20 protein-coding genes and 1 tRNA gene are annotated in these 22,713 nt (G+C 65.9%); 8 read left to right on the top strand and 13 right to left on the bottom strand.

Features of this window, described 5'->3' with window-relative positions:
• Positions 1–85: 85 nt before the first annotated feature.
• From XM1_RS19455 to hisG, 11 genes are all read right to left on the bottom strand, one after another.
• Complete coding sequence (locus XM1_RS19455; protein WP_068436420.1) at positions 86–643, bottom strand: hypothetical protein; 558 nt, start codon at positions 641–643, stop codon at positions 86–88.
• Positions 644–856: 213 nt separating this feature from the next.
• A complete protein-coding gene (gene nhaD, locus XM1_RS19450) occupies positions 857–2,146 on the bottom strand; it encodes a sodium:proton antiporter NhaD (RefSeq protein ID WP_068436418.1) in 1,290 nt (429 codons plus the stop codon).
• Positions 2,147–2,427: 281 nt separating this feature from the next.
• Positions 2,428–2,503 (bottom strand) — tRNA-Phe (locus XM1_RS19445).
• A gap of 80 nt (positions 2,504–2,583) precedes the next feature.
• A complete protein-coding gene (locus tag XM1_RS23615; protein ID WP_082700617.1) occupies positions 2,584–2,754 on the bottom strand; it encodes a DNA gyrase inhibitor YacG in 171 nt (56 codons plus the stop codon).
• Positions 2,751–3,788, bottom strand: a complete 1,038-nt coding sequence (locus XM1_RS19440) for a ribonuclease E/G (protein WP_068436416.1) — start codon at positions 3,786–3,788, stop codon at positions 2,751–2,753. Before XM1_RS19440 ends, XM1_RS23615 begins: the two co-directional genes overlap by 4 nt.
• Positions 3,785–4,357, bottom strand: a complete 573-nt coding sequence (locus XM1_RS19435; RefSeq protein ID WP_068436414.1) for a nucleoside triphosphate pyrophosphatase — start codon at positions 4,355–4,357, stop codon at positions 3,785–3,787. Before XM1_RS19435 ends, XM1_RS19440 begins: the two co-directional genes overlap by 4 nt.
• Positions 4,358–4,361: 4 nt before the next feature.
• Positions 4,362–4,580, bottom strand: a complete 219-nt coding sequence (gene infA, locus XM1_RS19430) for a translation initiation factor IF-1 (protein WP_008617671.1) — start codon at positions 4,578–4,580, stop codon at positions 4,362–4,364.
• Positions 4,581–4,668: 88 nt separating this feature from the next.
• Positions 4,669–5,112, bottom strand: coding sequence for an arsenate reductase ArsC (locus tag XM1_RS19425; protein ID WP_068436412.1), 444 nt, complete (start codon positions 5,110–5,112; stop codon positions 4,669–4,671).
• 6 nt (positions 5,113–5,118) lie between these two features.
• Positions 5,119–5,592, bottom strand: a complete 474-nt coding sequence (locus XM1_RS19420; RefSeq protein ID WP_068436409.1) for a UPF0262 family protein — start codon at positions 5,590–5,592, stop codon at positions 5,119–5,121.
• Entirely contained in the window at positions 5,592–6,893 is a 1,302-nt protein-coding gene (hisD, locus tag XM1_RS19415) for a histidinol dehydrogenase (protein ID WP_068436407.1), read from the bottom strand. Before hisD ends, XM1_RS19420 begins: the two co-directional genes overlap by 1 nt.
• Positions 6,893–7,552, bottom strand: a complete 660-nt coding sequence (hisG, locus tag XM1_RS19410) for an ATP phosphoribosyltransferase (RefSeq protein ID WP_068436405.1) — start codon at positions 7,550–7,552, stop codon at positions 6,893–6,895. The genes hisD and hisG overlap by 1 nt, the downstream gene beginning before the upstream one ends.
• 146 nt (positions 7,553–7,698) lie before the next feature.
• Between hisG and XM1_RS19405 the strand changes: the two genes are divergently transcribed.
• From XM1_RS19405 to XM1_RS19395, 3 genes are read left to right on the top strand one after another with little or no spacing between them, the layout of a single operon-like run.
• Complete coding sequence (locus XM1_RS19405) at positions 7,699–8,424, top strand: response regulator (protein ID WP_068436404.1); 726 nt, start codon at positions 7,699–7,701, stop codon at positions 8,422–8,424.
• Positions 8,421–9,890: an ATP-binding protein gene (locus XM1_RS19400; protein WP_068436402.1), complete on the top strand. Its 1,470-nt coding sequence runs from the start codon at positions 8,421–8,423 to the stop codon at positions 9,888–9,890. Before XM1_RS19405 ends, XM1_RS19400 begins: the two co-directional genes overlap by 4 nt.
• A 28-nt stretch (positions 9,891–9,918) precedes the next feature.
• A complete protein-coding gene (locus tag XM1_RS19395) occupies positions 9,919–11,271 on the top strand; it encodes a ferric reductase-like transmembrane domain-containing protein (protein ID WP_068436400.1) in 1,353 nt (450 codons plus the stop codon).
• A 49-nt stretch (positions 11,272–11,320) separates the two neighbouring features.
• Here XM1_RS19395 and XM1_RS19390 read toward each other — a convergent pair whose 3' ends face one another.
• Positions 11,321–14,944: an adenylate/guanylate cyclase domain-containing protein gene (locus tag XM1_RS19390; RefSeq protein WP_068436398.1), complete on the bottom strand. Its 3,624-nt coding sequence runs from the start codon at positions 14,942–14,944 to the stop codon at positions 11,321–11,323.
• 252 nt (positions 14,945–15,196) lie between these two features.
• Between XM1_RS19390 and XM1_RS19385 the strand changes: the two genes are divergently transcribed.
• The 3 genes from XM1_RS19385 (at position 15,197) to XM1_RS19375 (ending at position 17,161) form a co-directional block, all read left to right on the top strand.
• Entirely contained in the window at positions 15,197–15,697 is a 501-nt protein-coding gene (locus XM1_RS19385; protein ID WP_068436396.1) for an SET domain-containing protein-lysine N-methyltransferase, read from the top strand.
• Entirely contained in the window at positions 15,694–16,884 is a 1,191-nt protein-coding gene (locus XM1_RS19380) for a type III PLP-dependent enzyme (RefSeq protein WP_172821947.1), read from the top strand. Before XM1_RS19385 ends, XM1_RS19380 begins: the two co-directional genes overlap by 4 nt.
• Positions 16,885–16,957: 73 nt before the next feature.
• Entirely contained in the window at positions 16,958–17,161 is a 204-nt protein-coding gene (locus XM1_RS19375; RefSeq protein WP_068436392.1) for a hypothetical protein, read from the top strand.
• Positions 17,162–17,222: 61 nt separating this feature from the next.
• Here the strand turns inward: XM1_RS19375 and XM1_RS19370 are convergent, their stop codons facing one another.
• The gene (locus XM1_RS19370) at positions 17,223–17,627 is read right to left on the bottom strand and encodes an acyl-CoA thioesterase (RefSeq protein WP_068436390.1); all 405 of its coding nucleotides are present in this window, start codon (positions 17,625–17,627) and stop codon (positions 17,223–17,225) included.
• A gap of 92 nt (positions 17,628–17,719) precedes the next feature.
• Here XM1_RS19370 and parE point away from each other — a divergent pair, with 92 nt between their 5' ends.
• On the top strand, positions 17,720–19,711 hold the full coding sequence (gene parE / locus XM1_RS19365) for a DNA topoisomerase IV subunit B (RefSeq protein WP_172821946.1): 1,992 nt from the start codon (positions 17,720–17,722) through the stop codon (positions 19,709–19,711).
• 336 nt (positions 19,712–20,047) lie between these two features.
• The gene (locus XM1_RS19360) at positions 20,048–21,751 is read left to right on the top strand and encodes a tyrosine-type recombinase/integrase (protein WP_068438050.1); all 1,704 of its coding nucleotides are present in this window, start codon (positions 20,048–20,050) and stop codon (positions 21,749–21,751) included.
• The last annotated feature ends 962 nt before the right edge of the window (positions 21,752–22,713 follow it).

Here is a 22,713-nt window from a genome sequence, read left to right as displayed (position 1 = left end):
GCAAATCGATTTTAACCATAAGATACTAAAACATGGCCGTAAGCCCAGAAAGGCCGAGACGCGCCCAATGCCGTGGCCATTGGGCTCAGGGGCCGAACCCCAGGCAGCGCTCGGGGGGCAGATGGGCCAGGAAGGCCTGTCCGATGGCGTCGGCCGACCGGTTGAGCTCGTACGGAACCAGGGAAAATCCCAGGGTCAGCAGGTTCTCCGAATGCTTGACCCCGACCTTGGCGGCCTTGAGGTCCAGCAGCACCTCGAACACCTTCTGGCGGGTCTTGGCCTCCAGGGCGGCCTCGATCTCGGGCGAGCCGCCCGGCGTTATCACGGTCATGGTGCGGCTGGTCAGGGTGACCGATGTCACCAGATTCCAGGGCACCAACGCGTCTCCCAGGGCCTCCGCACGCAGCCCCCGGGGCGACAATTCGGCCACCGGCTTGTTCCGGGCATATCGGACGAACATCCACAGCGACGCCAGCACGGGAATGACCAGGATCAGGAAAGGCAGCCATTCGCCATCCCATTCCGTGGGCGACCCATCGGGATGGAAGACCACGCACCAAGCCAGGGAGGCGCAGACCGCGAAAATCAGGCCGGGCTTCAGCAGCGCCTTGGGAGTCTGGCAGATGAGGAATGTGTCGGACAATCCGGCGCCTGTGTCGGTTTGGGCATGAGGTCAGAATAGGTCTGCCATGATTTTAATGAGTCGGCCAATCCTGATTTTGGTCAAAGGCATGGCGGACGTTGCGAAAAGACGGCTGACCTGCCCTGGCAGCCATCATTCGGCCGCGACGGGGAAGAGACCGGTCCGGCTGGCCCTTGCCGCAATCTCTTCCCAATTGTCGCGATGCCGCGGCGGTCAGCCTCGCAGGCCGTGCTCGATCAGGTAGACCGCCGCCCCGGCCAGGTAGCCGGCCAGCGCCAATCCGCTGATTTTGCGCACGTACCAGAAGAAGTGGATCTTCTCCAATCCCATGGCGGCGACGCCGGCGGCCGAGCCGATCACCAGGATCGAGCCGCCGGTGCCGGCGCAATAGGCCAGGAACTCCCACAGGAAGTGGTCCGGCGGATACTGTTCCAGGCTGTACATGCCCATGGAGGCCGCCACCAGGGGCACGTTGTCGACGATGGCGCTGGCGACCCCGATGATCATGACGATGACGTCCTGGCGGCCGACCACCTGGTCCAGCCACTGGGCCAGATTGGTCAGGATATGGGTGTGCTCCAGCGTCGCTACCGCCAGCAGGATGCCGATGAAGAACACGATGGAACTCATGTCGATGCGCGAAAGTGCATGGGTGAGCGTCAGGCGGGCCCGGAAGACATCGTCCTTGTTGCGGTGAAGCAGGTCGCCCACCAGCCAGACGACGCCCAGGCCGAACAGGATGCCGAGGAAGGGCGGCAGATGGGTCACGGTCTTGAACACCGGCACCGCCACCAGGGTGCCGAGCCCCAGGAAGAACATCAGGTTGCGCTCGAATTCGGTGGTCCGGGGATCGGGTCCGGCATCGCCTTCGGCGGCCGCGCGGGCCGTCACCTCGCGTCCGCGCAGGGTATAGGCGGTGATGGCCAGGGGGACCAGCAGGCTGACCGCCGAAGGCAGGAACACGCCGGTGACGATGGCGAGCGTGGTGATCTGGCCGCCGATCCACAGCATGGTGGTGGTCACATCGCCGATGGGCGACCAGGCGCCGCCCGAATTGGCGGCGATGATGATGATGCCGGCGAAGAACAGCCGGTCGTCCTGCCGGGCCAGGAGCTTGCGCATCAGCGACACCATGACGATGGTGGTGGTCAGGTTGTCGAGAATGGCGCTGAGAAAGAAGGTCACGCCGCCCACCAGCCACAGCAGGGTGGACAGGCTCGACGTGCGGATCCGCCTTGTCACCACGTCGAAGCCGTCATGGGCGTCCACCACTTCGACGATGGTCATGGCCCCCATCAGGAAGAAGATGATCTGCGCCGTGGCCATGATCGTTTCGCCCAATTGGGCGCCGACCTTGGGCGGATTGCCCTGCGACACGGCGTAGACGGTCCACAGCAGTCCGGCGCCGACCAGGGCGGACGCCGCCTTGTTGATCCGGATGGGATGCTCGAGAGCGATCGCCGCATAGGCGAGGATGAAAATGACGACGAGCGCGGTCAGCATGCGGCGAGCCTCCGACGATGGATGGAAACAAGGGCCGGCGCCCGGCGTGAACGGCCGGTGGACGGAGCGTATGATGGAAACAGAGAGCGGGCGGATGGGGAGAACACGGGCGTGACGGCTCCCGTGCGGCGGCCCGACCAGCACGAAACCTGCCTGCATGGTCACGACATTTGCGCAGGCACCCCTGAGGACAAACTACACGTCCCCAACCCGGACGGCAACGCGAACCGGACCACGCAAATGGAAAGCCCCCGAAAGCCGTCAGGCTCCGGGGGCTTAAATGGTGCCCAGGGGCGGAATCGAACCACCGACACTGCGATTTTCAGTCGCATGCTCTACCAACTGAGCTACCTGGGCCTCGCACGCCTCGCGGCGAAGAGGAGGCGCTTATAGGCGACTTTCGCCGCCTCGGTCAAGCCCCCTCAAGGCAAAAAAGTTCATTCGTCTTCGGGAAGCCCTTCCGGGTCTTCCACCGCCGGGGCCCGGTAGGATTCGTTCATCCAGCGATGCAGGTCCACGTCGGCGCAGCGGGTGGAGCAGAAGGGCTTGTACCTGGGCTCGGCGGGCTTGCCGCAGATGGGGCAGGCGGGCACGGTTGGCTCGGTCATCGGGTCGCTTCCTCGATCAGCACGTCCTCAGGCGCGCGGGCGGCATCCTCGCTGATGGACAGGGAATGGCCCAGCAGGCGTTCGGCCTCGGCCCGCTCGGGGCCAAGGCCCATTAGGGCTGCGGCCACGCCGGGCGCGGCGCGGATGGCGAGTATCCGGCCAGGCGCCGCCAGGGCCTCGGCCAGCAGCCGGCGCAAGGCCGCCAGGGCCAGGGTTTCGGGGGTGGCGGCCAGGGCCCGGCGGCACAGCAGTTCGCCCAAGGACGGCCCGCGCCGCTCGCGGGTCAGCTCCACCAGCCCCAGCGGCGACACGCCGAACACATGGGTGGGGGTGGGGTCGGCGCCCACCGCCTGTTTCAAGGCCTCGGCCAGGCGGAACAGCGGCTTCCTATCGCGGCCCGAGACGAAGTCCACCACCACCTGTCCGCCGATATTGCGCAGGCGCAGCTGGCGGGCGATTTCGGCCACGGCCGCCGCGTTGGTCTCGGCGGGACGGGCGCCGGCCGAATCCACGTCGATGGCGGTGAGCGCGGCGGCCTGCTCGATGACCAGCCGCCCGCCGCCCGGCAGAGGCGCCACCGGGTCCAGCGCGGCGTCGAGCGCCTCGTCCACCTCGTGGTGGGCGTCCGGCACCGTACGGGCTTCAGGAAAGGCGGTGCGCAGGCGTTCCAGCGGGTCGGGACGGTGTAGCAGGGTCGGGGCCTCGCCCAGGGCGGCAAAGCCTTCCTGGGGGCTCAGCAGCGGCCCCTTGCCGCCCCTGGCTTCCGCCCGTACCCGGACGACGATGGCGGCGCCCTCGGACAGGCCCAGAGCCTTGGCGCCGGGCAGGAAGCCGGCGCGTCCGCCCCGGCCCAATTCCACGAAGGCGGCGTCCAGGCCCTTGTCCAGCGCCGTCACCCGGCCGCTGAAGACGCAATCTTGCAGCAGGGTGGGACGGTCGACGATCAGGTCAAGGGGGCGGCCGTCGGCCAGCACCAGATAGCGGGCCTCGCCCGGACCGGCGGAAATGAGGATGTCGATGCTTTCCCGGCTCACGGCCGAAAGCCGAACCCGTCCAGCAGCTGCGCCGTCTCGAACAGCGACAGGCCGACGATGTTGGAATAGGAGCCCTGGATGTCGCGCACATAGCGCGCGGCGAGGCCCTGGATGGCGTAGCCGCCGGCCTTGCCCTCCCACTCGCCCGAGGCGACGTAGGCGGCTTCCTCGTCATGGGACAGGCGCTTGAAGGTCACCGAGGTGGTCACGGTGCGCCGTCCCACCCGTCCGTCGGGGGCGATCAGGCAGATGCCGCCCACCACGCGGTGGCGGCGTCCCGACAGCAGTTCCAGGCATTTGCGCGCCGTGGCGGCGTCCTCGGCCTTGGGCAGGATGCGCCTTCCGCAGGCCACCACCGTGTCGGCGGCCAGCACGAAGGCTCCCGGATGGCGTTCGGCCACCGCCAGGGCTTTCGCCTCGGCCAGACGGCGGGCGTGGGGAACCGGCAATTCGCCTTTGAGGGGCGTCTCGTCGATATGGGCGGGGTCGACGAGACCGGGCGTGATGGCGATCTGGCGAAGCAGGTCGAGGCGCCTGGGCGATGCCGACGCCAGCACCAGAACGGCCATGGGATTACTTATAGCGGAAGGTGATGCGGCCCTTGGTCAGGTCGTAGGGCGTCATCTCGACGTTCACCCGGTCACCGGCCAGCACGCGAATGCGGTTCTTGCGCATCTTGCCGGAGGTATGGGCAAGAATCTCATGGTCATTGTCGAGCTTGACGCGAAACATGGCGTTCGGAAGCAATTCCGTCACCGTTCCCGAAAACTCGATCACATCCTCTTTCGCCATTTGGCCTCCGAACAGGGTTTTGCGCGCGCGAAGATAAGTGAGCGCAGCCAGGGTTTTGGTCAAGCCTTTTCGAGCGTCGGCGGGGTTATTATTCCCTTGCCATGCCGTGGGGCGGGAAGCGCTTGCGGATATGGCGCTCCAATTCGTCCCGGACCGCGCGGTAGGCGTCGAGGCGGACCTCGCGGCTGCCCTCGATCAACGTGGGGTCGAAGGTGGGCCAGAACTCCACCTCGCAGGCATTGTGGCGGGTCAGGTCCACCGCCTTGTGCTGGGCCTCGGGCGACAGCGACACCACCACGTCGAAGCTGTCGTCCTCGAGCTCCTCGAACAGGCGCGGCTTGTGCTTGGAGACGTCGATGCCGATCTCGTCCATCACCTGGACCACGAAGGGGTCGGGCTCGCCCCGGCGCACGCCCACGGAATAAACATAGATGCGCTTGCCGTGGATGCGCTTCATGATGCCTTCCGCCATGGGCGAGCGCACCGCGTTCATGGTGCAGCAGAACAGTACGGCGGAGGGCAGGTCCCCCATCCCGGCCTAGCCTCGGATGTGCAATACGCAGATGAGGGTGAACAGGCGTCTCGCGGTGTCGAAATCCACGTCGATCTTTCCCCCCAGGCGCTCGCGCAGCAGTTCCGAGCCTTCGTTGTGCAGGCCGCGGCGGCCCATGTCGATGGCTTCGATCTGGCTGGGCGTCGATTTCTTGATGGCGGCGAAATAGCTTTCGCAGATCAGGAAGTAGTCCTTGACGATGGACTGGAAGGTTTTGAGCGGCAGCGGCACCTGCACCAGGGGGGTTTCGTCCTCCTTGCGCACGTCGAAGATCAGCCGCGTGTCCTCCAGCTTGATGTACAGCGCGTAGGGGCCGACGAAATCGCCGTTGGGGGCGAAGTAATTCTCCTCCAGCAGGTCGTAGACGGCGACGGCGCGCTCGTGCTCGACCTCGGCGGCGCGGCGCACCTGATACTTCTCCACCAGCTCGATCTTGGCCAGCTTCTGGCGGTGCGGCATCAGCCGGCCCCCATATTGAGCCTGAGCGCCACCGACAAGCCGTGCGCCCCCAGCCCCTCCGCCTCGGCCAGACGCACCGCCGCCGGGCCGATAGCCCGCAGGGACTGGGCGTCGCACCCCAAGAGCGTGGTGCGCTTCATGAAGTCCAGCACGCCGAGGCCCGACGAGAAGCGCGCCGAGCGCGCCGTGGGCAGCACGTGGTTGGGGCCGCCGATATAGTCGCCCACCGCCTCGGGGGTGTAGCGGCCGAGGAAGATGGCGCCGGCGTGCCGGACCTTGGCGGCCAGGGCATCGGGGTCTTCCACCGCCAGTTCCAGATGCTCGGGCGCAATGCGGTCGATCAGCGGCAGCGCGGCCTCCAGATCGGGCACCACGATGATGGCGCCGTGGCCGTCCCAGCTTTCCCGGGCGATCTTGGCGCGGGGCAAGGTCTTCAGGTGGGACTCCACCGCCTCGGCCACCCTTTGGCCGAATTGGGCGTCGTCGGTGATCAGGATGGATTGCGCGGCGGTGTCGTGCTCGGCCTGGGACAGCAAATCGGCGGCGATCCAGGCGGGATCGTTGAAGCGGTCGGCCACCACCAGGATCTCGGAGGGACCGGCGATCATGTCGATGCCCACTGTGCCGAACACCCGGCGCTTGGCGGCGGCGACCCAGGCGTTGCCGGGCCCGACGATCTTGTCCACCGGGCGGATGGTGGCGGTGCCGTAGGCTAGCGCGCCCACCGCCTGGGCCCCGCCCACGCGGTAGATCTCGTCCACGCCGGCCACCTTGGCGGCGGCCAGGACCAGCGGGTTCAGCCTGCCGTCGGGGGTGGGCACCACCATCACCAGACGCGGCACGCCGGCGGCCTTGGCGGGAATGGCGTTCATCAGAACCGACGAGGGATAGGCGGCGGTGCCGCCCGGGACATAAAGGCCGGCGGCGGAAACCGGGCTCCAGCGCAGGCCCAGCCGCACCCCGGCGGCGTCGGTGAAGGCATCGTCGGCCGGTACCTGACGGGCATGGAAGTCGCGGATGCGCGTCGCGGCCAGTTCCAGGGCCTCGATCAGCCCGGGATCGCAGGACGCATAGGCGGCCTCCACCTCGGCGGCGGTGATGCGCAAGCCGGCGGGCGTAAGCTCGAGGCGGTCGAAGCGGTTGGTGTACTCGATCAGCGCCGCGTCGCCCTTGGTCCGCACCTCGGCCAGGATGGCCGACACCGCCTGATCCACGTCCTCGTCCACCTCGCGCTTCATGGCCAACAGGGCCAGGAAGGCGGTTTCGAAGCCAGGGTCGCGGGAATCGAGGCTTTGCACCATCAGCCTCCGCAGGCCTTACGGAAAGCGTCGATCCAGCCGCCGATCTCGTCGGGGCGGGTCTTCAGCGCGGCGCGGTTGACGATCAGGCGGCTCGTCACCTCGGCCAGCACCTCGACCTCCTTCAGGCCGTTGGCCTTCAGCGTCGCGCCCGACGACACCAGGTCGACGATGCGGGTGCAAAGGCCCAGCGAGGGGGCCAGTTCCATGGCGCCGTTGAGCTTGACGCATTCGGCCTGGACGCCGCGCGCCGCGAAATGGCGCTTGGTCACTTCCGGATACTTGGTGGCGATGCGCACGTGGCTCCAGCGCTTCGGATCGTCCGAGGCGGCCAGGTCGTCGGGCTCGGCCACCGACAGGCGGCAGGCGCCGATGCCGAGGTCGAGCGGCGCGTAGATCTCGGGATAGTCGAATTCCATCAGCACGTCGTTGCCGGCCACTCCCAGATGGGCGGCTCCGAAGGCCACGAACGTGGCGACGTCGAACGAGCGCACCCGGATGATGTCGATATGGGGATGGTTGGTGGCGAATCGCAACAGCCGCGACTTGGGATCGTCGAAGGCGGGCTCGGGCTCGATGCCGGCGGCGCGGACCAGGGGCATGGCCTCGTCGAGGATGCGGCCCTTGGGCAGGGCGATGACCAGTTTGTCTTGCGGGCTCACGTCACTTGAAACTCATAGAATCCGGGGAGCCCTGTTTACCCGGTTTCGCGCCCCCATTCCAGTACTGAGAAACAATCTTTCGCCTGTTACCATCGGTTACCGAAAACCAACCGACGCGGGGAGCGGGGCGGGGTATAACGGAAGCCATGGACAACACCAATCCACATATTCTGGTCGTCGACGACGACCGCGAAATCCGCGACCTGCTGGCCAAGTTCATGGTGCGCCACGGCCTTCGGGTCAGCGTCGCCAAGGACGGCGTCGAGATGATGAAGACGCTGGACGAGCGCCGCATCGATCTGGTGGTTCTCGACCTGATGCTGCCGGGCGAGGACGGTCTTTCGCTCTGCCGCCGCCTGCGCGAGACCCGCTCGGGCACGGCGGTCATCATGCTGACCGCCATGGGCGAGGACACCGACCGCATCGTCGGCCTGGAGATGGGCGCCGACGATTACGTGGCCAAGCCCTTCAACCCCCGCGAATTGCTGGCCCGCATCAAGGCGGTGCTGCGCCGGACCCAGACCCCGGAGGAAACGCCGCCCGAGCGCGGCGGAACCAAGGTCCGCTTCCTGGGCTGGATTCTGGACCTGGCCAGCCGCGACCTGCTGTCGCCCGACGGCGTGATGGTGGCGCTGTCGGCGGGCGAGTTCGGGCTGCTGCAGGTGTTCGTCGAGCATCCGCGCCGGGTGCTGTCGCGCGACCAGTTGCTGGACTTCGCCCGCGGCCGCTCGGCGGTGCCCTTCGACCGCTCCATCGACATCCAGGTCAGCCGTCTGCGGCGCCGCATCGGCGACGACGCCCGCGACCCGCAGATCATCAAGACGGTGCGGGGCGGCGGCTATCTCTTCACGCCCGAGGTGGAGCGCCTATGAGCCCTTGCCCCGCCGCCCGCTTCCGCCTGCTGCCCGACAGCGTGGTCGGGCGCACCGCCCTGGTCCTGGTGGCGGCGCTGATGATCTCGGCTGCTGCTGCTGCGGCGCTGTTCACCATCCAGCGCCAGGAAGCGCTGGAAACCATCGGCGGGCGCAATGCCGCCGAACGGGTGTCCGCCCTGGTCTCCCTGGCCGAGCAATTGCCGCCGAACCTGCGCCAGGACACCCTTTCCAGTCAGGACACTCCCAATTTCCGCGTCGGCTGGGGCCCCCAGTCCATCGCCCTGGACAACGAGGATTTCGGACTGGCCGCCTATGTGCGCTCGGCCCTGGAAGAGGGGCTGGACGGGCGCGACATCAAGGTTTCCACCCGCCCCGGCCCCTTGCTGGGTGGGCCCGTCACCGGCATCGGACGCGGCGGCCGCCACATGCATGGGCCGGGCGGCCCCGGAATTGGTCCCGGCGGCGGCCCGGGCGGCGGCCCCGGTGGTGGGGGCGGCCGGGTGATCGGCCCGGCGCTCCGCGTCTCGGTCCCGCTGACGGACGGGACCTGGCTGAACGTGCTGGCGCCGCTGGACCTGGGCGATCCCCTGTGGCGGCCGCGCTTCGTCGCTCCGCTGATCATCGCCCTGGTCCTGGTCACCCTGGTCGCCCTGCGGGCGGTGCGCAGCGCCACCAAACCCTTCGCCACCTTCGCCCAGGCGGCCGAGCGTCTGGGCGTCGACGTTTCGGCGCCGCCGCTGGCCGAAACCGGCCCGCGCGAGGTGCGCCAGGCGGCCCAGGCCTTCAACGTCATGCAAGGCCGCATCACCCGCTTTGTCCAGGACCGCACCCAGATGCTGGCGGCCATCAGCCACGACCTGAAGACCCCCATCACCCGGCTGCGTCTCAGGGCCGAGTTCATGGAGGACGACGACCAGCGCACCAAGATGCTGGCCGATCTGGCGGAGATGGAGGCGATGATCGCCGCCACCCTGGCCTTCGCCCGCGACGACGCCGCCAGCGAGCCGCGCATCCGCCTCGACCTCGCCTCCATGCTTCAGGGCATGGTCGAGGATCTGGACGACCTGGGGGCGCACTGCACCTATGACGGTCCCGCCGCCCTGGTGATCGAGGCCCGCCCGGCGGCGCTGAAGCGGGCGCTGGCCAATCTGATCGACAATGCCATCAAGTATGGCGGTTGCGCCGACGTGACCCTGGCGTCGGGCGGCGGCAACGCCCTGGTCACCATCGACGACCAGGGGCCCGGCATCCCCCTGGAAGCCCGCGAACGGGTGTTCGCCCCCTTCGTGCGGCTGGAGACGTCGCGGTCGAGGGATACCGGCGGCACCGGCCTGGGCCTTGCCGTGGCGCGGGCCGCCATCCGCGCGCACGGCGGCGACATCACCCTGGCCGATCGCCCCAGGGCCGACAACACGGGCGGCGGTCTGCGGGTGACGGTCAGCCTGCCGGGATTGGAAAACTAGGGCGTATCGACTGAACAAGGGGGCCGCCATGCAGCGGATCGCCGTCTCATTCTGGGCCACTCTCGCGCTGCTGAGCGTCCTGTGGCTCGCCACCTCTCCCTTCGCGGCTGCGTCGGCCAACTTCTTCCAGTTCCGCGCCATCATGGTCCAATACACCGGCATCCTCGCCGTGGGCTGCATGAGCCTGTGCATGATCCTGGCCTTGCGGCCGCGCTGGCCGGAAAAGCGGCTGGGCGGACTGGACAAGATGTACCGCCTGCACAAATGGTTCGGCATCGCCGCGCTGGTCACCGGCGTGATCCACTGGCTGTGGGCCAAGGGCCCCAAATGGGCGGTGGGCTGGGGCTGGCTGGACCGGCCGGAGCGCGGCCCCAAGCCGGTTCCCGACAACATGGTCGAGCAGCTTTTCAGGACATCGCGAGGCTTCGCCGAGGATGTGGGGGAATGGGCCTTCTACGCCGCCGCCCTGCTGATCTTGGCGGCGCTGCTGCCCCGCATTCCGTACCGGCAGTTCTTCAAGACCCACCGCATCCTGGCGGCGGCGTTCCTGGTGCTGGTCTTTCATTCCTTGATCTTGCTGAACTTCGCCGACTGGATGTCCCCCCTGGGGCTGGCGGTGGCGCTATTGCTGGCCTGCGGCACCTGGGCGGCGGTGGTCGTGCTGCGGCGGCGCGTCGCAGCCCATCGGCGGGTCGGGGGGGAAATCGTCTCCATCCACTACTATCCCGGGGTACGGGTGCTGGAAACCGGCATCCGCATCCCGGAAGGCTGGCCCGGCCACCAGAGCGGCCAGTTCGCCTTCGTCACCTCGGACGCCTCCGAGGGCGCCCATCCCTACACCATCGCCTCCGCCTGGAACGATGCCGAACGCCGCATCACCTTCGTCATCAAGGAACTGGGCGACCACACGCGGCGCCTGCGGGAAAAGCTGCATGCCGGCCAGACGGTGACGGTGGAAGGCCCCTATGGCTGCTTCACCTTCGACGACGACTGCCCGCGCCAGATTTGGGTCGGCGGCGGAATCGGCATCACGCCGTTCATCGCCCGCATGCATCATCGCATCTTGCAGCGGGAAGCGACCGGCCGGCTGCCCGAGCAGATCATCGACCTGTTCCACACCACCACCGACGTGGACGAAGGCGCCCTGGACCGCCTGAAGGCCGACGCCGCCGCCGCCGGGGTGCGTCTGCACATCCTGATCGATGCCCGCGACGGCCGCCTCGGCGGAGATCGCATCCGGGAATTGGTGCCGGACTGGCGCCAAGCCAGCCTGTGGTTCTGCGGCCCAGCCGGATTCGGCACCGCCCTGCGGCATGACTTCCACAAGCAGGGGCTGCCGGTGAAGCGGCGCTTTCACCAGGAACTGTTCGCCATGCGGTGAATGTGTGGGGGGAGACGGCGGGCAAAAGGCCGCCCCAATCCCCCGCCCTCTACTTCCTGGGCGGCGCCAGGGAAATCTCCACCTTGCCGGTGAAGGGCCGCACGACCGGCTTGGGCCGGGGCGGCGCCAGGGCGATGCCGTCCTCCTCGGCTTCCATCTTGGCCATGGCCGCCTCGACGGCGGCGGCCACCTCGGCCAGGTCGTCGTCGGAAGATTCGGCGGGCGCCTCGCCGGCCTCGGCCAGCAGGGCCTGCATGTCGTCATCGGAAAAGCCGGTGGCGGAGCCGATCTCCGGCAGATCCCCGGCGGGGGCGAAGTCCTCGCCGCGCTCGCCTTCCTCCAGCAGGGCGGCGATTTCATCGTCGCTCATGGCGCCCCCCAGATCGAACGGCGAATGCGGCGGACCGTCGGGGGCGCAGGGCTCCGCCTGCTGTGACAGGGCGGCCAGATCGGCGTCGGAAAAGCCGGTCGACGAGCCTATTTCGGGCAGGTCGCCGGCGGGAATGGCCTCCTCGTCCTCACTTTCCTCCAGCAGGGCGGCGATTTCGTCGTCGCTCATGGCGGTGCGGAAGGAGAAATCGGGCTTCGGCACGCTCTCGTCGGCGGCCAATTGGGCGTTGAATTCCTCTTCCTCGGTGGCCTCGGCCAACAAGGTGGACAGATCGGCGTCGGACAGGGTGGTGGAGGTGAGATCGGCGGCCTCCGCCGGCATCTCGCCCTTCTCCTCCTCCTCCACGTCGCCCATGGCGAGAATGGCGGCCAGATCCTCGTCGGAGAGGGTTCCCCCGGACGTTTCGGGCTCCGCGGCATCGTCCAGCGGCGCGGCTTCCTCCAGCAGGGCGACCATGTCTTCTTCCGACAGGATGGTCGAGCCCAGATCGCCCAGATCGGCCGGGGCGCAAGGAGCCGGCTCCTCGTCGTCCGCCAGTTCCTCGACCTCGCCCATGGCCAGGATGGCGGCCAGATCGTCGTCGGGGATCGTGCCTTCCGAAAGCGGCGGCTCGGGCTCCCCCGTCTCGTCGAGCGGCAGGGCTTCGTCGAGCAGGGCGGCCATGTCGTCGTCGGACAGGATGGTGGAGGCCAGATCGCCGAGATCGGCCGGCGCGCAGGGCGCGGGCTCCTCGTCGTCTCCCAGCTCCTCCACCTCGCCCATGGCCAGGATGGCGGCCAGATCGTCGTCGGACAGGGTGCCTTCCGACAGCGGCGGCGCGGCCTCGCCCAGCAGGGCGGCCATGTCGTCGTCGGACAGGATGGGCGAGCCCAGATCGCCCAGATCGGCCGGCGCGCAAGGCGCGGGCTCCTCGTCGTCCCCCAGTTCCTCCACGTCGCCCATGGCCAGGATGGCGGCCAGATCGTCGTCGGAAATGGCGCCCTCGGCCACGGCCGGCGGCGAAGCCTCCTCCTCGACGGCGACGGGCTCTTCCTCGGCCGCGAAGGGTTCCTCCTCGGCGACAAAGGGCTCTTCCTCCGTGACGAAGGGCTCTTCCGGCGGAGAAGTGCCCCCCTCCTCGGCGGGGATGTCGCGCAGCACCGCCAGCAATTCGGTGGACAGCATCGCCTGGGGGTTGGGTTCAGGCGGCGGCAGCGGCGGCTCGGCCGCTTCGGGCTCCATCGCCTCGGGCGTCACCCGGCGGCGCATGTGGTAGACGGTCTGCTTGCCGAAATCCTTGGCCAGCGACAGCACGCCCACGTATTCGCAGGCGAAGCGTTCGACGAAATCCTCGCCCCGGTTCTGGGCCTCCGAGCGCATGGCGCTCTGCTCGGCGGTCAGCACGGCGACGAATTGCTGGGTGGCGTAGACGTGACCGATCACCGTCACCGGCTCGAGCCGGGCGGCGCGGTTGATGTGGCTGCCGTAGAAGTTCTGGCGGCCGCAGATGGGGTCGATGGCCTGGAACACCGGGCCGGCATGCAGCGAGATGCGCAGGGAAAGGGGATGGGGCAGGCGGTCGGCCAGCTCCTCGTCAGCCTTCAGCACCATCTCCTGCAGGGTCTGGGCGTATTCGGCCATGGGGGTGGCCTTGTCCATCACCGCGAAGATGGCGTCGCCCCAGGTGTTGATGGCCAGCGGCTGGTGCTCGAGCCCCGCCATGCCCTCGGAAATGAGGCGCAGGAAGTCGAGGAACACCGGCGTGTGCTCCTCCTTCAGCTTGGAATAGCCGGCGATGTCGCAGAACATCATGGAGCGGATGACCCGGCCCTCGCCCTGCTCCTCGTCGGCCTCGCCGTCCAGGTCCGGCATCATGGGCATGGCGTCGCCGGCCAGTTCGGGGTGCTGTTGCAGCAAACCGTCCAGGTCGATGATGCGCAGCTGGGAGATATCCTCCCACTGGTCGATGAAGTCGGCGGCGCCGCCGGCCAGCGAGCCGGGCATCATGTCCCACACCGCCAGCAGATAAGGAGCGGTGCGCAGGAAATTGGCCCTGAGCGTCGCCAGGCCGTGCAGGCACTGGTTGGCGAAGCGATAAAGCATGCCATGGCCGAGGAACCGCTCCTCGGTGGCGTAGGTCACGGTGTTGGCCAGCTTCAGCGCGTTCCTGAAGCGCATTTCCCAGCGCGATCCGCCATAGCGCACGTTCTCGGCGATGAAATCGTCGATGGCGTAGGGCATCACCACGTTGACCTCGGCGCCGCGCTCCAGCATGGCCTCGATGAACAGGAGGTCCGAGCCGCAAGCCGCGGTGGAATAGCCCACCTGGGCCCCCAGTTCGTCCAGGGACTTGGCGATCTCGGCGCGCACCGCGCTTTCCAGCTCGGGCGGGAAGTGGGGGCCCTCGCCCGGCCGGTCCAGGGCGTGGCCGGTGAACACCACCACGGTGGGCGGCTTGATGATGTCGAAGACGGCCGCCGGGACGGAAAGCCCGCCTTCCTGCAGCAGGGCCAGCTGCTTCAAGGCCGCCACCGTGCTGCCGTAATGGATGCCTTCCAGCGTGCTGGCCCAGGCGAAGGAGGCCAGCGCGTCCTGCACCTCGCCCAGCAGCAGATGCGCCTCGGCCACCGTGGCCAGCATCTGGTAGCGTTCTTCCGGCGACAGCGAGAGATCGGTCTCGGCATGGCTGACCCGGTCGCGGACCCGGCGCGCCAGTTCCCGCGCCCCGTCGTGGTCGCCCAGCAGCCACGAGGTCACCGCCGCGTCGATGCCGTCCCTGGGCGCGCCGCTGATGTGGAAGGCGCGCAGGAACAATTCGCGGCAATGCTCGAGATCGCCCCTGGATCCCGAGGCCAGCCAGGCCTCGCGGAACACGCCGGCCAGCGCGGTGTAGGTCTCGGCGTCGGCGCTGGCCACCAGCTTCTTGCCGCGCACCAGTTCCAGCGCCTCGGCCAGTTCGGCCATGGAGGCCAGGGTGTCCTGGCTGTCGGCTTCGTCCAGCCCCTCGACGGCGCGGCGCAAGGAGTTGTGCAGGCGATGGAAGGGGCCCTCGTCGATCAGGATGACGTCGAGCACCGGCTGCAGCAGCTTGCGCGCCTCGTCCACCGCGCCGGTCTGCGACAGTGCCACCGCGCCGAAGATGGCCAGCTTGAAACTGTCGGGATACTGCCTCAGGCCTTCCCGCGCCGTGTCGTGGGCCAGGAAGTTCTGGCCCTCCTCCAACAGCTCGCGGGTGATCCGTTCCCACTCGGACAGGCTGCGGGGCGCGCTTGCTCCGGCACTGATCGGGCTCGAATCCGCCAAGGTGGGCCAAACCTTTCCAATGGGTCTGAATACCTGTGTACCATGAGCCGGCCCGCCCCGAAAGGTCCGCAGGAACCATCGCGGGGAACCGCCCGCGCCCATGGTAGGCGGCAAATGTTATTATCTAATTAAATCAATCGGCTAATTCGGCTGCCCAGATGGGGTATCCTCCGTTGACGGGGCCTGGGCTCAAGACTACCTTGATAGGGGAATACTCTCCTTTGGCTCCCGGATCGAGGTGCGCTGACCGCCATGACCGAGATCTACCCCCGCGACCTGATCGTCGATGCCGCTCTGCCCGATTCCGATCAGTTCGCCGTGACCGCGGTGAATGGCCGGGTCGGCAGGGGTATCCGGGCAAAAATCCCGTTCGAGCGGGGCACGCGGGTCGCCAAGTTCGCCGGTACCCTGTCCAACACCGTCTTCCAGCACAGCCTGCAGGTCTCGCCCGAGACCCACCTGCACGACCCTTATTTCGTCGGCCTGCTGTCCCATTCCTGCGCGCCCAATTGCGTGCTGGACATGCAGCGCCTGGAAATCCTGGCCCTGCTGGATATCGAGCCGGGCGAGCTGCTGACCATCGACTACGCGGTGACGGAAGATACCCTTTACCGGCAATTTCCCTGCAATTGCGGCTCGTCCCATTGCCGCCGCTGGATCACCGGACGGCGCGAGGCGGTCAACGAGGAGGGCCGGGCCTACCTCGCCGGGCTGGCCGGCAAGCTTCCCCGCGTTCATCGGGGTGCGAGGTGACCGGGCACGCGCCTGCGCGCGGGGTGACGGACTCCTTCCCGTCGGTCGCCGCCTTCGTGGCGGCCGAGCGCCCCGAATCTCCCGTCCATCTGCTGCGGCCCCGCCGCCTGGAAGCGCTGGCGCGGGACTTCGTGGCCGGCTTTCCCGGCGACACCCTCTACGCCGTCAAGTGCAACGCCCATCCCCTGGTGCTGTGGACCATGCACCGCGCCGGCATCCGCCATTTCGACGTGGCCTCGCCCATGGAGATCGCCCGGGTGGTGGAATGCGTGCCCGACGGCACCATGTTCTACCACCATCCCGCCAAGACGCCGGGCCAGATCCGTCTGGCCTGGGAATGCGGGGTGCGCTTCTTCGCCGTGGATTGCGTCCCCGAGCTGGAGAAGGTGGCGGCGCTGACCGATGCCACCATGCGGCCGGTGGTGCGCCTGGCCATCCCCAAGGGCTCTGGCGCCGTCTACGACCTGTCCACCAAGTTCGGCGCGGTACCCGACGTGTTCGAGGCCACGCTTCGCCGGGCGGCCCAGATGGGGCTGAAACCCGCCGTGACCTTCCATGTGGGTTCGCAATGCCTGGACCCGGCGGCCTTCCGCCTAGGGATCGAGATGGCCTGCGCCTCCCTCGACCGGACCGGCATCGCCATCGACTGGATGGATGTCGGCGGCGGCTTTCCCGCCTATTACCGCCTGACCCAGGCCCCGCCGCTTTCCGCCTATTTCGAGGTGATCGCCCAGGCGCACCACGAGCTGACCGCGCCCCGCGGCATCCGCCTGGCCTGCGAGCCGGGGCGCGCCCTGATGGCCGAGGGCGGCTCGCTGCTGGTCCGCATCAATTTAAGGAAGCCGGACGCGGTCTATCTCAACGACGGCATCTTCGGCGGCCTGACCGAGACCTATTGGGGCAAGGACCAGCTGTCCCTGCCTTTCCGGCTGCTGGACGCCCAAGGCAGGCTGAAGAACGGCCCGGCGGGGTCGTTTGCCGCCTTCGGCCCCACCTGCGACGGCAACGACAAGCTGCCCTGGCCGCTGGACCTGCCTCAGGATGCGGCCGAGGGCGACTACATCGAGTTCAACCTGATCGGCGCCTATGGCCGCGAGATGGCGGCCCGCTACAACGGCATGCATTCCGACCGGGTGGCGGTGATCGACGCCGATTTCGCCGGCCATCAGGCGGAGGAAATCGTTTAGACCGGTGGACTCCGTTCCCAACCGCTTGTATCGTTTCTACAGTTGCTTTGGTCATAAGAGAGGAGATTGGGGTATGAAGAAGATCATTCTCGTCGTGGGCACCGCGATGCTGCTGACCGCCTGTGGCCCGGGCCGTTGGGAGCCCTTCGGCGCCTTCAACGATCCGGTGTGCATGCCCGACGGCTCGGTCTCGTTCTACCAGCAGGCCGACGACAAGGGCAACCTGGGCACCCCGCGTGCGACCAGGGAAAACTGCTCCTGGAACAAGGCCAAGTAAGCCTTCCTTCCAGTGCGTTTTCGTGGAAAGGGCCCCATCCGGGGCCCTTTCTTATTGGGGGTCATTCCTCGGGCGGTACGGGGCGCTTCTTTCCCTTGTCGTCCACCGCCACATAGGTGAACACCGCGCTGGTCACCTTGACCAGGGCGTCGGAACCGCCGTGGCGGCGCACCCAGGCCTCGACCCGCACCGACAGCGAGGTCCGGCCCACCCGGATGATCTCGGTGTAGCAACTGACCTCGTCGCCCACATAGACCGGCTGGTGGAATTCCATGCCTTCGACCGCCACGGTGGGGGTGTGGCCCCGCGCCCGGCGATAGGAATGCGTCCCGCCGGCCAGATCCATCTGGCTCATCAGCCAGCCGCCGAACACGTGGCCGAACGGGTTGGTGTCGGCGGGCATGGCGATGGCCCGGGTGGACAGGCGGCCGCGCGGCGCGCCGCTGATTTCGATGCTCTCGCTCATGAAAGTCCCAATCTCACAATATCTTGTGGTTAACTCCGATGACGCTACAGCATGCGCTTGCGCATCGGGCTCGCATTTCTATAATGCCAGCCATGTCCGACCTGTTCCAGCAACTCGCCCCCAAGGCGACCGAATACTCCGCCAAGGACATCGAGGTCCTTGAGGGGTTAGAGCCCGTCCGCCGCCGCCCAGGCATGTATATCGGCGGCACGGACGACCGTGCGCTCCACCATCTGGTGGCCGAGGTCCTGGACAATTCCATGGACGAGGCGGTGGCCGGCCATGCCGGCTGGATCGAGCTGGAACTGGCGGTGGACGGCACCTGCACGGTCAGGGACAACGGCCGCGGCATTCCCATCGATCCCCACCCCAAATATCCGGACAAGAGCGCGCTGGAGGTGATCCTCACCACGCTGCACTCGGGCGGCAAGTTCGGCGGCGACGCCTACAAGGTGTCGGGCGGCTTGCACGGCGTCGGCGTCTCGGTGGTCAACGCCCTGTCCGATGCGCTGACCGTCGAGGTGGCCCGCGACCGGGTGCTGTGGTGCCAGCGCTTCTCGCGCGGGCTTCCGCTGGGACCGCTGGAGAAGGTGGGGCCGGTGCAGAACCGGCGCGGCACCACCGTGATCTTCCATCCCGACGCCCAGATCTTCGGCGAGCGCGCCCATCTGCGTCCCGGCCCGCTCTACCGCATGGCCCGCTCCAAGGCCTATCTGTTCAGGGGCGTGCAGATCCGCTGGAAGTGCGATCCGCTCCTGATCAAGGAGGGCGACGAGATCCCGGTCGAGGACACGCTGCACTTCCCCGGCGGCCTCACCGACTTCCTGAAAGCGGTGCTGAAGGACCGCCCGCTGGTCACCCGCGACGTCTTCAACGGCACCGCGCCGCTTTCCGACGACATGGGGCAGGTGGAATGGGCGGTGGCCTGGCCCGACGACGACGAGGAAGGCTTCACCAACACCTATTGCAACACGGTGCCGACCCCTGAGGGCGGCACCCACGAGGCGGGTTTTCGGAATGCGCTGACCCGGGGCCTGCGCTCCTACGGCGAGATGGCCGGCAACAAGAAGGCCGGCCAGATCACCGCCGAGGACGTCATGGGCGGCGCCTGTGTCATGGTCAGCCTGTTCATCCGCGACCCGCAGTTCCAGGGCCAGACCAAGGACAAGCTGGCCAGCGCCGAGGCCACAAGGCTGGTGGAGAACGCGGTCAAGGACCATTTCGACCACTGGCTGAGTGGCGACAAGGCCTCGGCCGGCGCCCTGCTCACCCGCCTGATCGAGCGGGCCGAGGACCGGGCGCGCCGCCGCGCCGCCAAGGAAACCAATCGCAAGACGCCCACCAAGCGTCTGCGTCTGCCGGGCAAGCTGGCCGATTGCTCGCGCTCGGTCAATGTCGGCACCGAACTGTTCCTGGTGGAGGGCGATTCGGCCGGCGGTTCCGCCAAGTCGGGCCGCAACCGCGAGACCCAGGCCATCCTGCCGCTGCGCGGCAAGATCCTCAACGTCGCCTCGGCGTCCACCGACAAGCTGCGCGGCAACCAGGAACTCAAGGACCTGATGGAGGCCCTGGGCTGCGGCGCGCGCGACAATTACGACGACGAGAAGCTCAGGTACGAGAAGATCATCATCATGACGGACGCCGACGTGGACGGCGCCCACATCGCCTCGCTGCTGATGACTTTCTTCTACCAGGAGATGCCCGACCTGATCCGGAACGGGCACCTCTACCTCGCTTTACCGCCGCTCTATCGCCTGGCCCACGGCCAGACCGTCATCTACGGCCGCGACGACGCCCACAAGGAAGAGCTGCTGAAGACCCTGTTCGCCGGCAAGAAGAACGTCGAGATCAGCCGCTTCAAGGGCCTGGGCGAAATGCCCCCCGCCCAGCTCAAGGAAACCACCATGGACCCCACGAAGCGCACGCTTCTCCGGGTCACCATCCCCTCGGGCCGCACCGAGGAGGACCACGAGGAGGCCAAGGATGTGGCCCGCCTGGTGGAGAGCCTGATGGGCAAGAAGGCCGAACTGCGGTTCCAGTTCATCCAGGAGCGCGCCAAGTTCGCCACCGATCTGGACGTGTAGGTGCCGCCGCCATGGGCGGCTTACACGACGCTTTACAGCCCAAGTGCCGCGCAAAACCACTTTGCGTCCAGAGGTGTCAGCCTGGAGTTGGTGTCAATCGTTTGATTTCATTGAGAAAGATTTGGCGCAACCGGTAGGATTCGAACCTACGACCTCTGCCTTCGGAGAGTTTCCTGTTCTCCTATTGACTTCATCATATTGCGACTATAAATCGATATCTTTGATGGTTTAAATATAGGAAAACTGCGACTTTCATCGTTCCTGGAATTGACAGACCTATGCCATACTTTCTACCATAGCTTGGTGGCAGGTTTTGGGGACGATCCGGGGACGCTTATGAACGCAGCCAAACCATTGACCCGCAAAGGCAACCACTCCAAGGGCCGTAAGGCAGGGGTTTCAGATCTGGCAACGGAATCGCTCAACGAGTTCCGGTTTATAGATATCCCAGTAATTCTGCGCCGGAAACAAGGTCGATCCATTTGGACCGCCCGCGTCACCATGGCTCCCGCTCCAGGGATGTTCGCCATCAACAATGATGGCAATCGGCTGGAACGCACCACCGGCGAAAGCGACCTTGAAAGGGCTAAAGACAAGGCCCGGCAGCTTTACGCGGCCCTGAATTATCGGGCGGAACGAGGCGAGAGCCTTCACCCCAAGAGCTTCAACGGGTTGGTGTCGGAATATCTGCGATGGCTCGATGAGCGGGTCAATCTTGGCTTCGTCAAACCATACGTCCGTGCCCGCGTCAGCACCACCTTGGAACGGTATTTCGTTCCATTCTTCGACGACAAGTTGATCGACACCATCACCGCCGCTGATCTCGTGCGATATCATGAATGGCGCGAGAGCTATGCCATCGCCTACAAAGGTAAGACGTTCATTAAATATGAACGTAATGGCAAGGAACTGGTTCGCCCCTTCACCCCGGTCACCCCAAGCCCCGCCACGATCAGGAAGGAGCGCCAACAGTTCTACCAGTTCATGGAGTTCTCGGCGTCCAGGGGATATTTGCGTGCGGAGGCCATTCCTCGTTTTAAGCGACTTTCCGGCACTGGCAGTGTCCGCTTGGCCTTTTCTCCCGACGAAATCGAGCGCCTGCAAAAGGTATCAGCATCGCGATGTCGTAAACACCTTCACGCCATCCAGCGCCGTGCCATGGTAATTAACCACTACCGCATGATGGTGTTATACTTATCAGGCTTGCGCACCGTTGAGGCGTCGCGCCTTAGATTTCGCGATCTCATTTCTGGGGTAGATAAGGCGGGGGAAATCTCATACCTCGTCCGGCTGCGGCCCGAGCATTTGAAAAAGGCTGATGTCAGAAAACACCTGCGGACGGTGACGCCACAGTCAGGATTCAAGTCAATCGTGGACAACCTCAAGAAGGCTTACGCCCACTTTGATAAATATGAGGTGACCGAGGACGATTTTGTGTTCCATGACAAAGATGGAACAATGAATCGCAACACAGCGAAGCCATTTATTGAACTGCTGGATGCCGCGAAGTTTTCCAGGGGGGTGCGTTACAAAAGCCATTATGCATTGGGATCGTTTCGCCACACCTTTATCACGGACAGGCTCTATGAACGCCAAGATTTGGGTTTTGTCTCGCGCTGGACAGGAACATCCATCGAGATGATCGATCGGCATTACAGCCACGTTCTGAACGAGATGGAACATCAGGAGCCTCGACCGCCGAACACCGTTGTCGTGCTACCCCATAGCTTAGAGTATCTGCTGGGGAAGGCCGATGTCGATCCAACGGAAGAAGGGCCGACCATTTTCAATACAGCAAAGGCGATTGAGCCTGCATTTGACCTGGATCGACGCAGGAAAGAATGGGGCGGCGACGTGAGGGAGTTCTTGCGGATCATGCGGGATGTCTATGGCGATAGGTTCGTCAATCTCCCAGTCGATCAAAAGCTGGGCGAAATCCACAACTTTGTGGGGGAGCACGGCTTTAATTCTGTGGAAGCAAACGATTTTTTGGTTCTGGTGATCGAAGTTCTTGAGGACGAGTCCAGCGCCGTTCTTTAGGGGCGTCGGTTCAAGGGCCGGGCATCAGCATTTTTGCGGTCCTGAACAGCCACAGAGATAACAACCATGAATAGTATTTGCGCCGAACCCTGTCGCGAAGCCCCTCAATTCTGAGGAAAACGATTTGGAACTGGCCGCAGCCAAAGCCGCGGCCAGTTCCAAGAGATTCACGATGTCAAATAGCGATAACATGGTCAGAATGGCACGCTGAAAGCCCATTGTCGATAATACTTTAACGCGCATTTAAGTTAGACATATCTGTGACGTCACATCACATAAATCAGCCAACATGGGAGCGCAGTCGCCGACCGCTTGGGTCACCCTGGAACAAGATTCCCCTCACGGCCAAGCATGCGTCGGTCGCCGCCTTCGAGGGCTATGCCGGTTCCAGCCGCTCCGGTTTCCTGGCTGAGGTTGAAGCGGAGCGTCACCTCGGCCAACTCGATGATCTGCTAGTCTATTTCGATGACCATCACGCTGGGAACTCTCCCTCGGGACCGGCAGGACCAAGGATTGTCGGCGCCCTGGACGCGGCCGCCGAATTAGGCTCGTCTCCTGTCATAATCGCAGATCGTGGACGGGTGCGCGCGTTGCTCTCCACCTTGCCCGCACGCTACATGTTGGTGTCCTAGCTGACTGCTTCTTCGATCCGTCGACCGCGTTGTGTCTTCAGGATTCAACGGCTGCGAAACGACAAGCACCACTGATCTCCTTGTGCCAGCCGATCCGCTGCCCGAATGCCTGCATCACCGAACGTCACAGGCCAGCTTGGACCCGGGCTGCAGCCGATGCCGAAGACATGCTTCGGGAAAAGCGACTGGCGGAACCGCAGCGGGTGGCGTTACGTCAAGACCTTGAACGCTTTCGGGCCATTTTAGATGCAATCAGCCCGTGTGATGATGTCGAAATATCAAAGGACGCGAAATCCTAAAGGAAGCACCCATTTTTCAGCGGTAGAGAAC

The organism is Magnetospirillum sp. XM-1 (assembly GCF_001511835.1).
Classification (GTDB): domain Bacteria; phylum Pseudomonadota; class Alphaproteobacteria; order Rhodospirillales; family Magnetospirillaceae; genus Phaeospirillum.
This window is presented reverse-complemented; position numbering and strand designations above follow the sequence as displayed.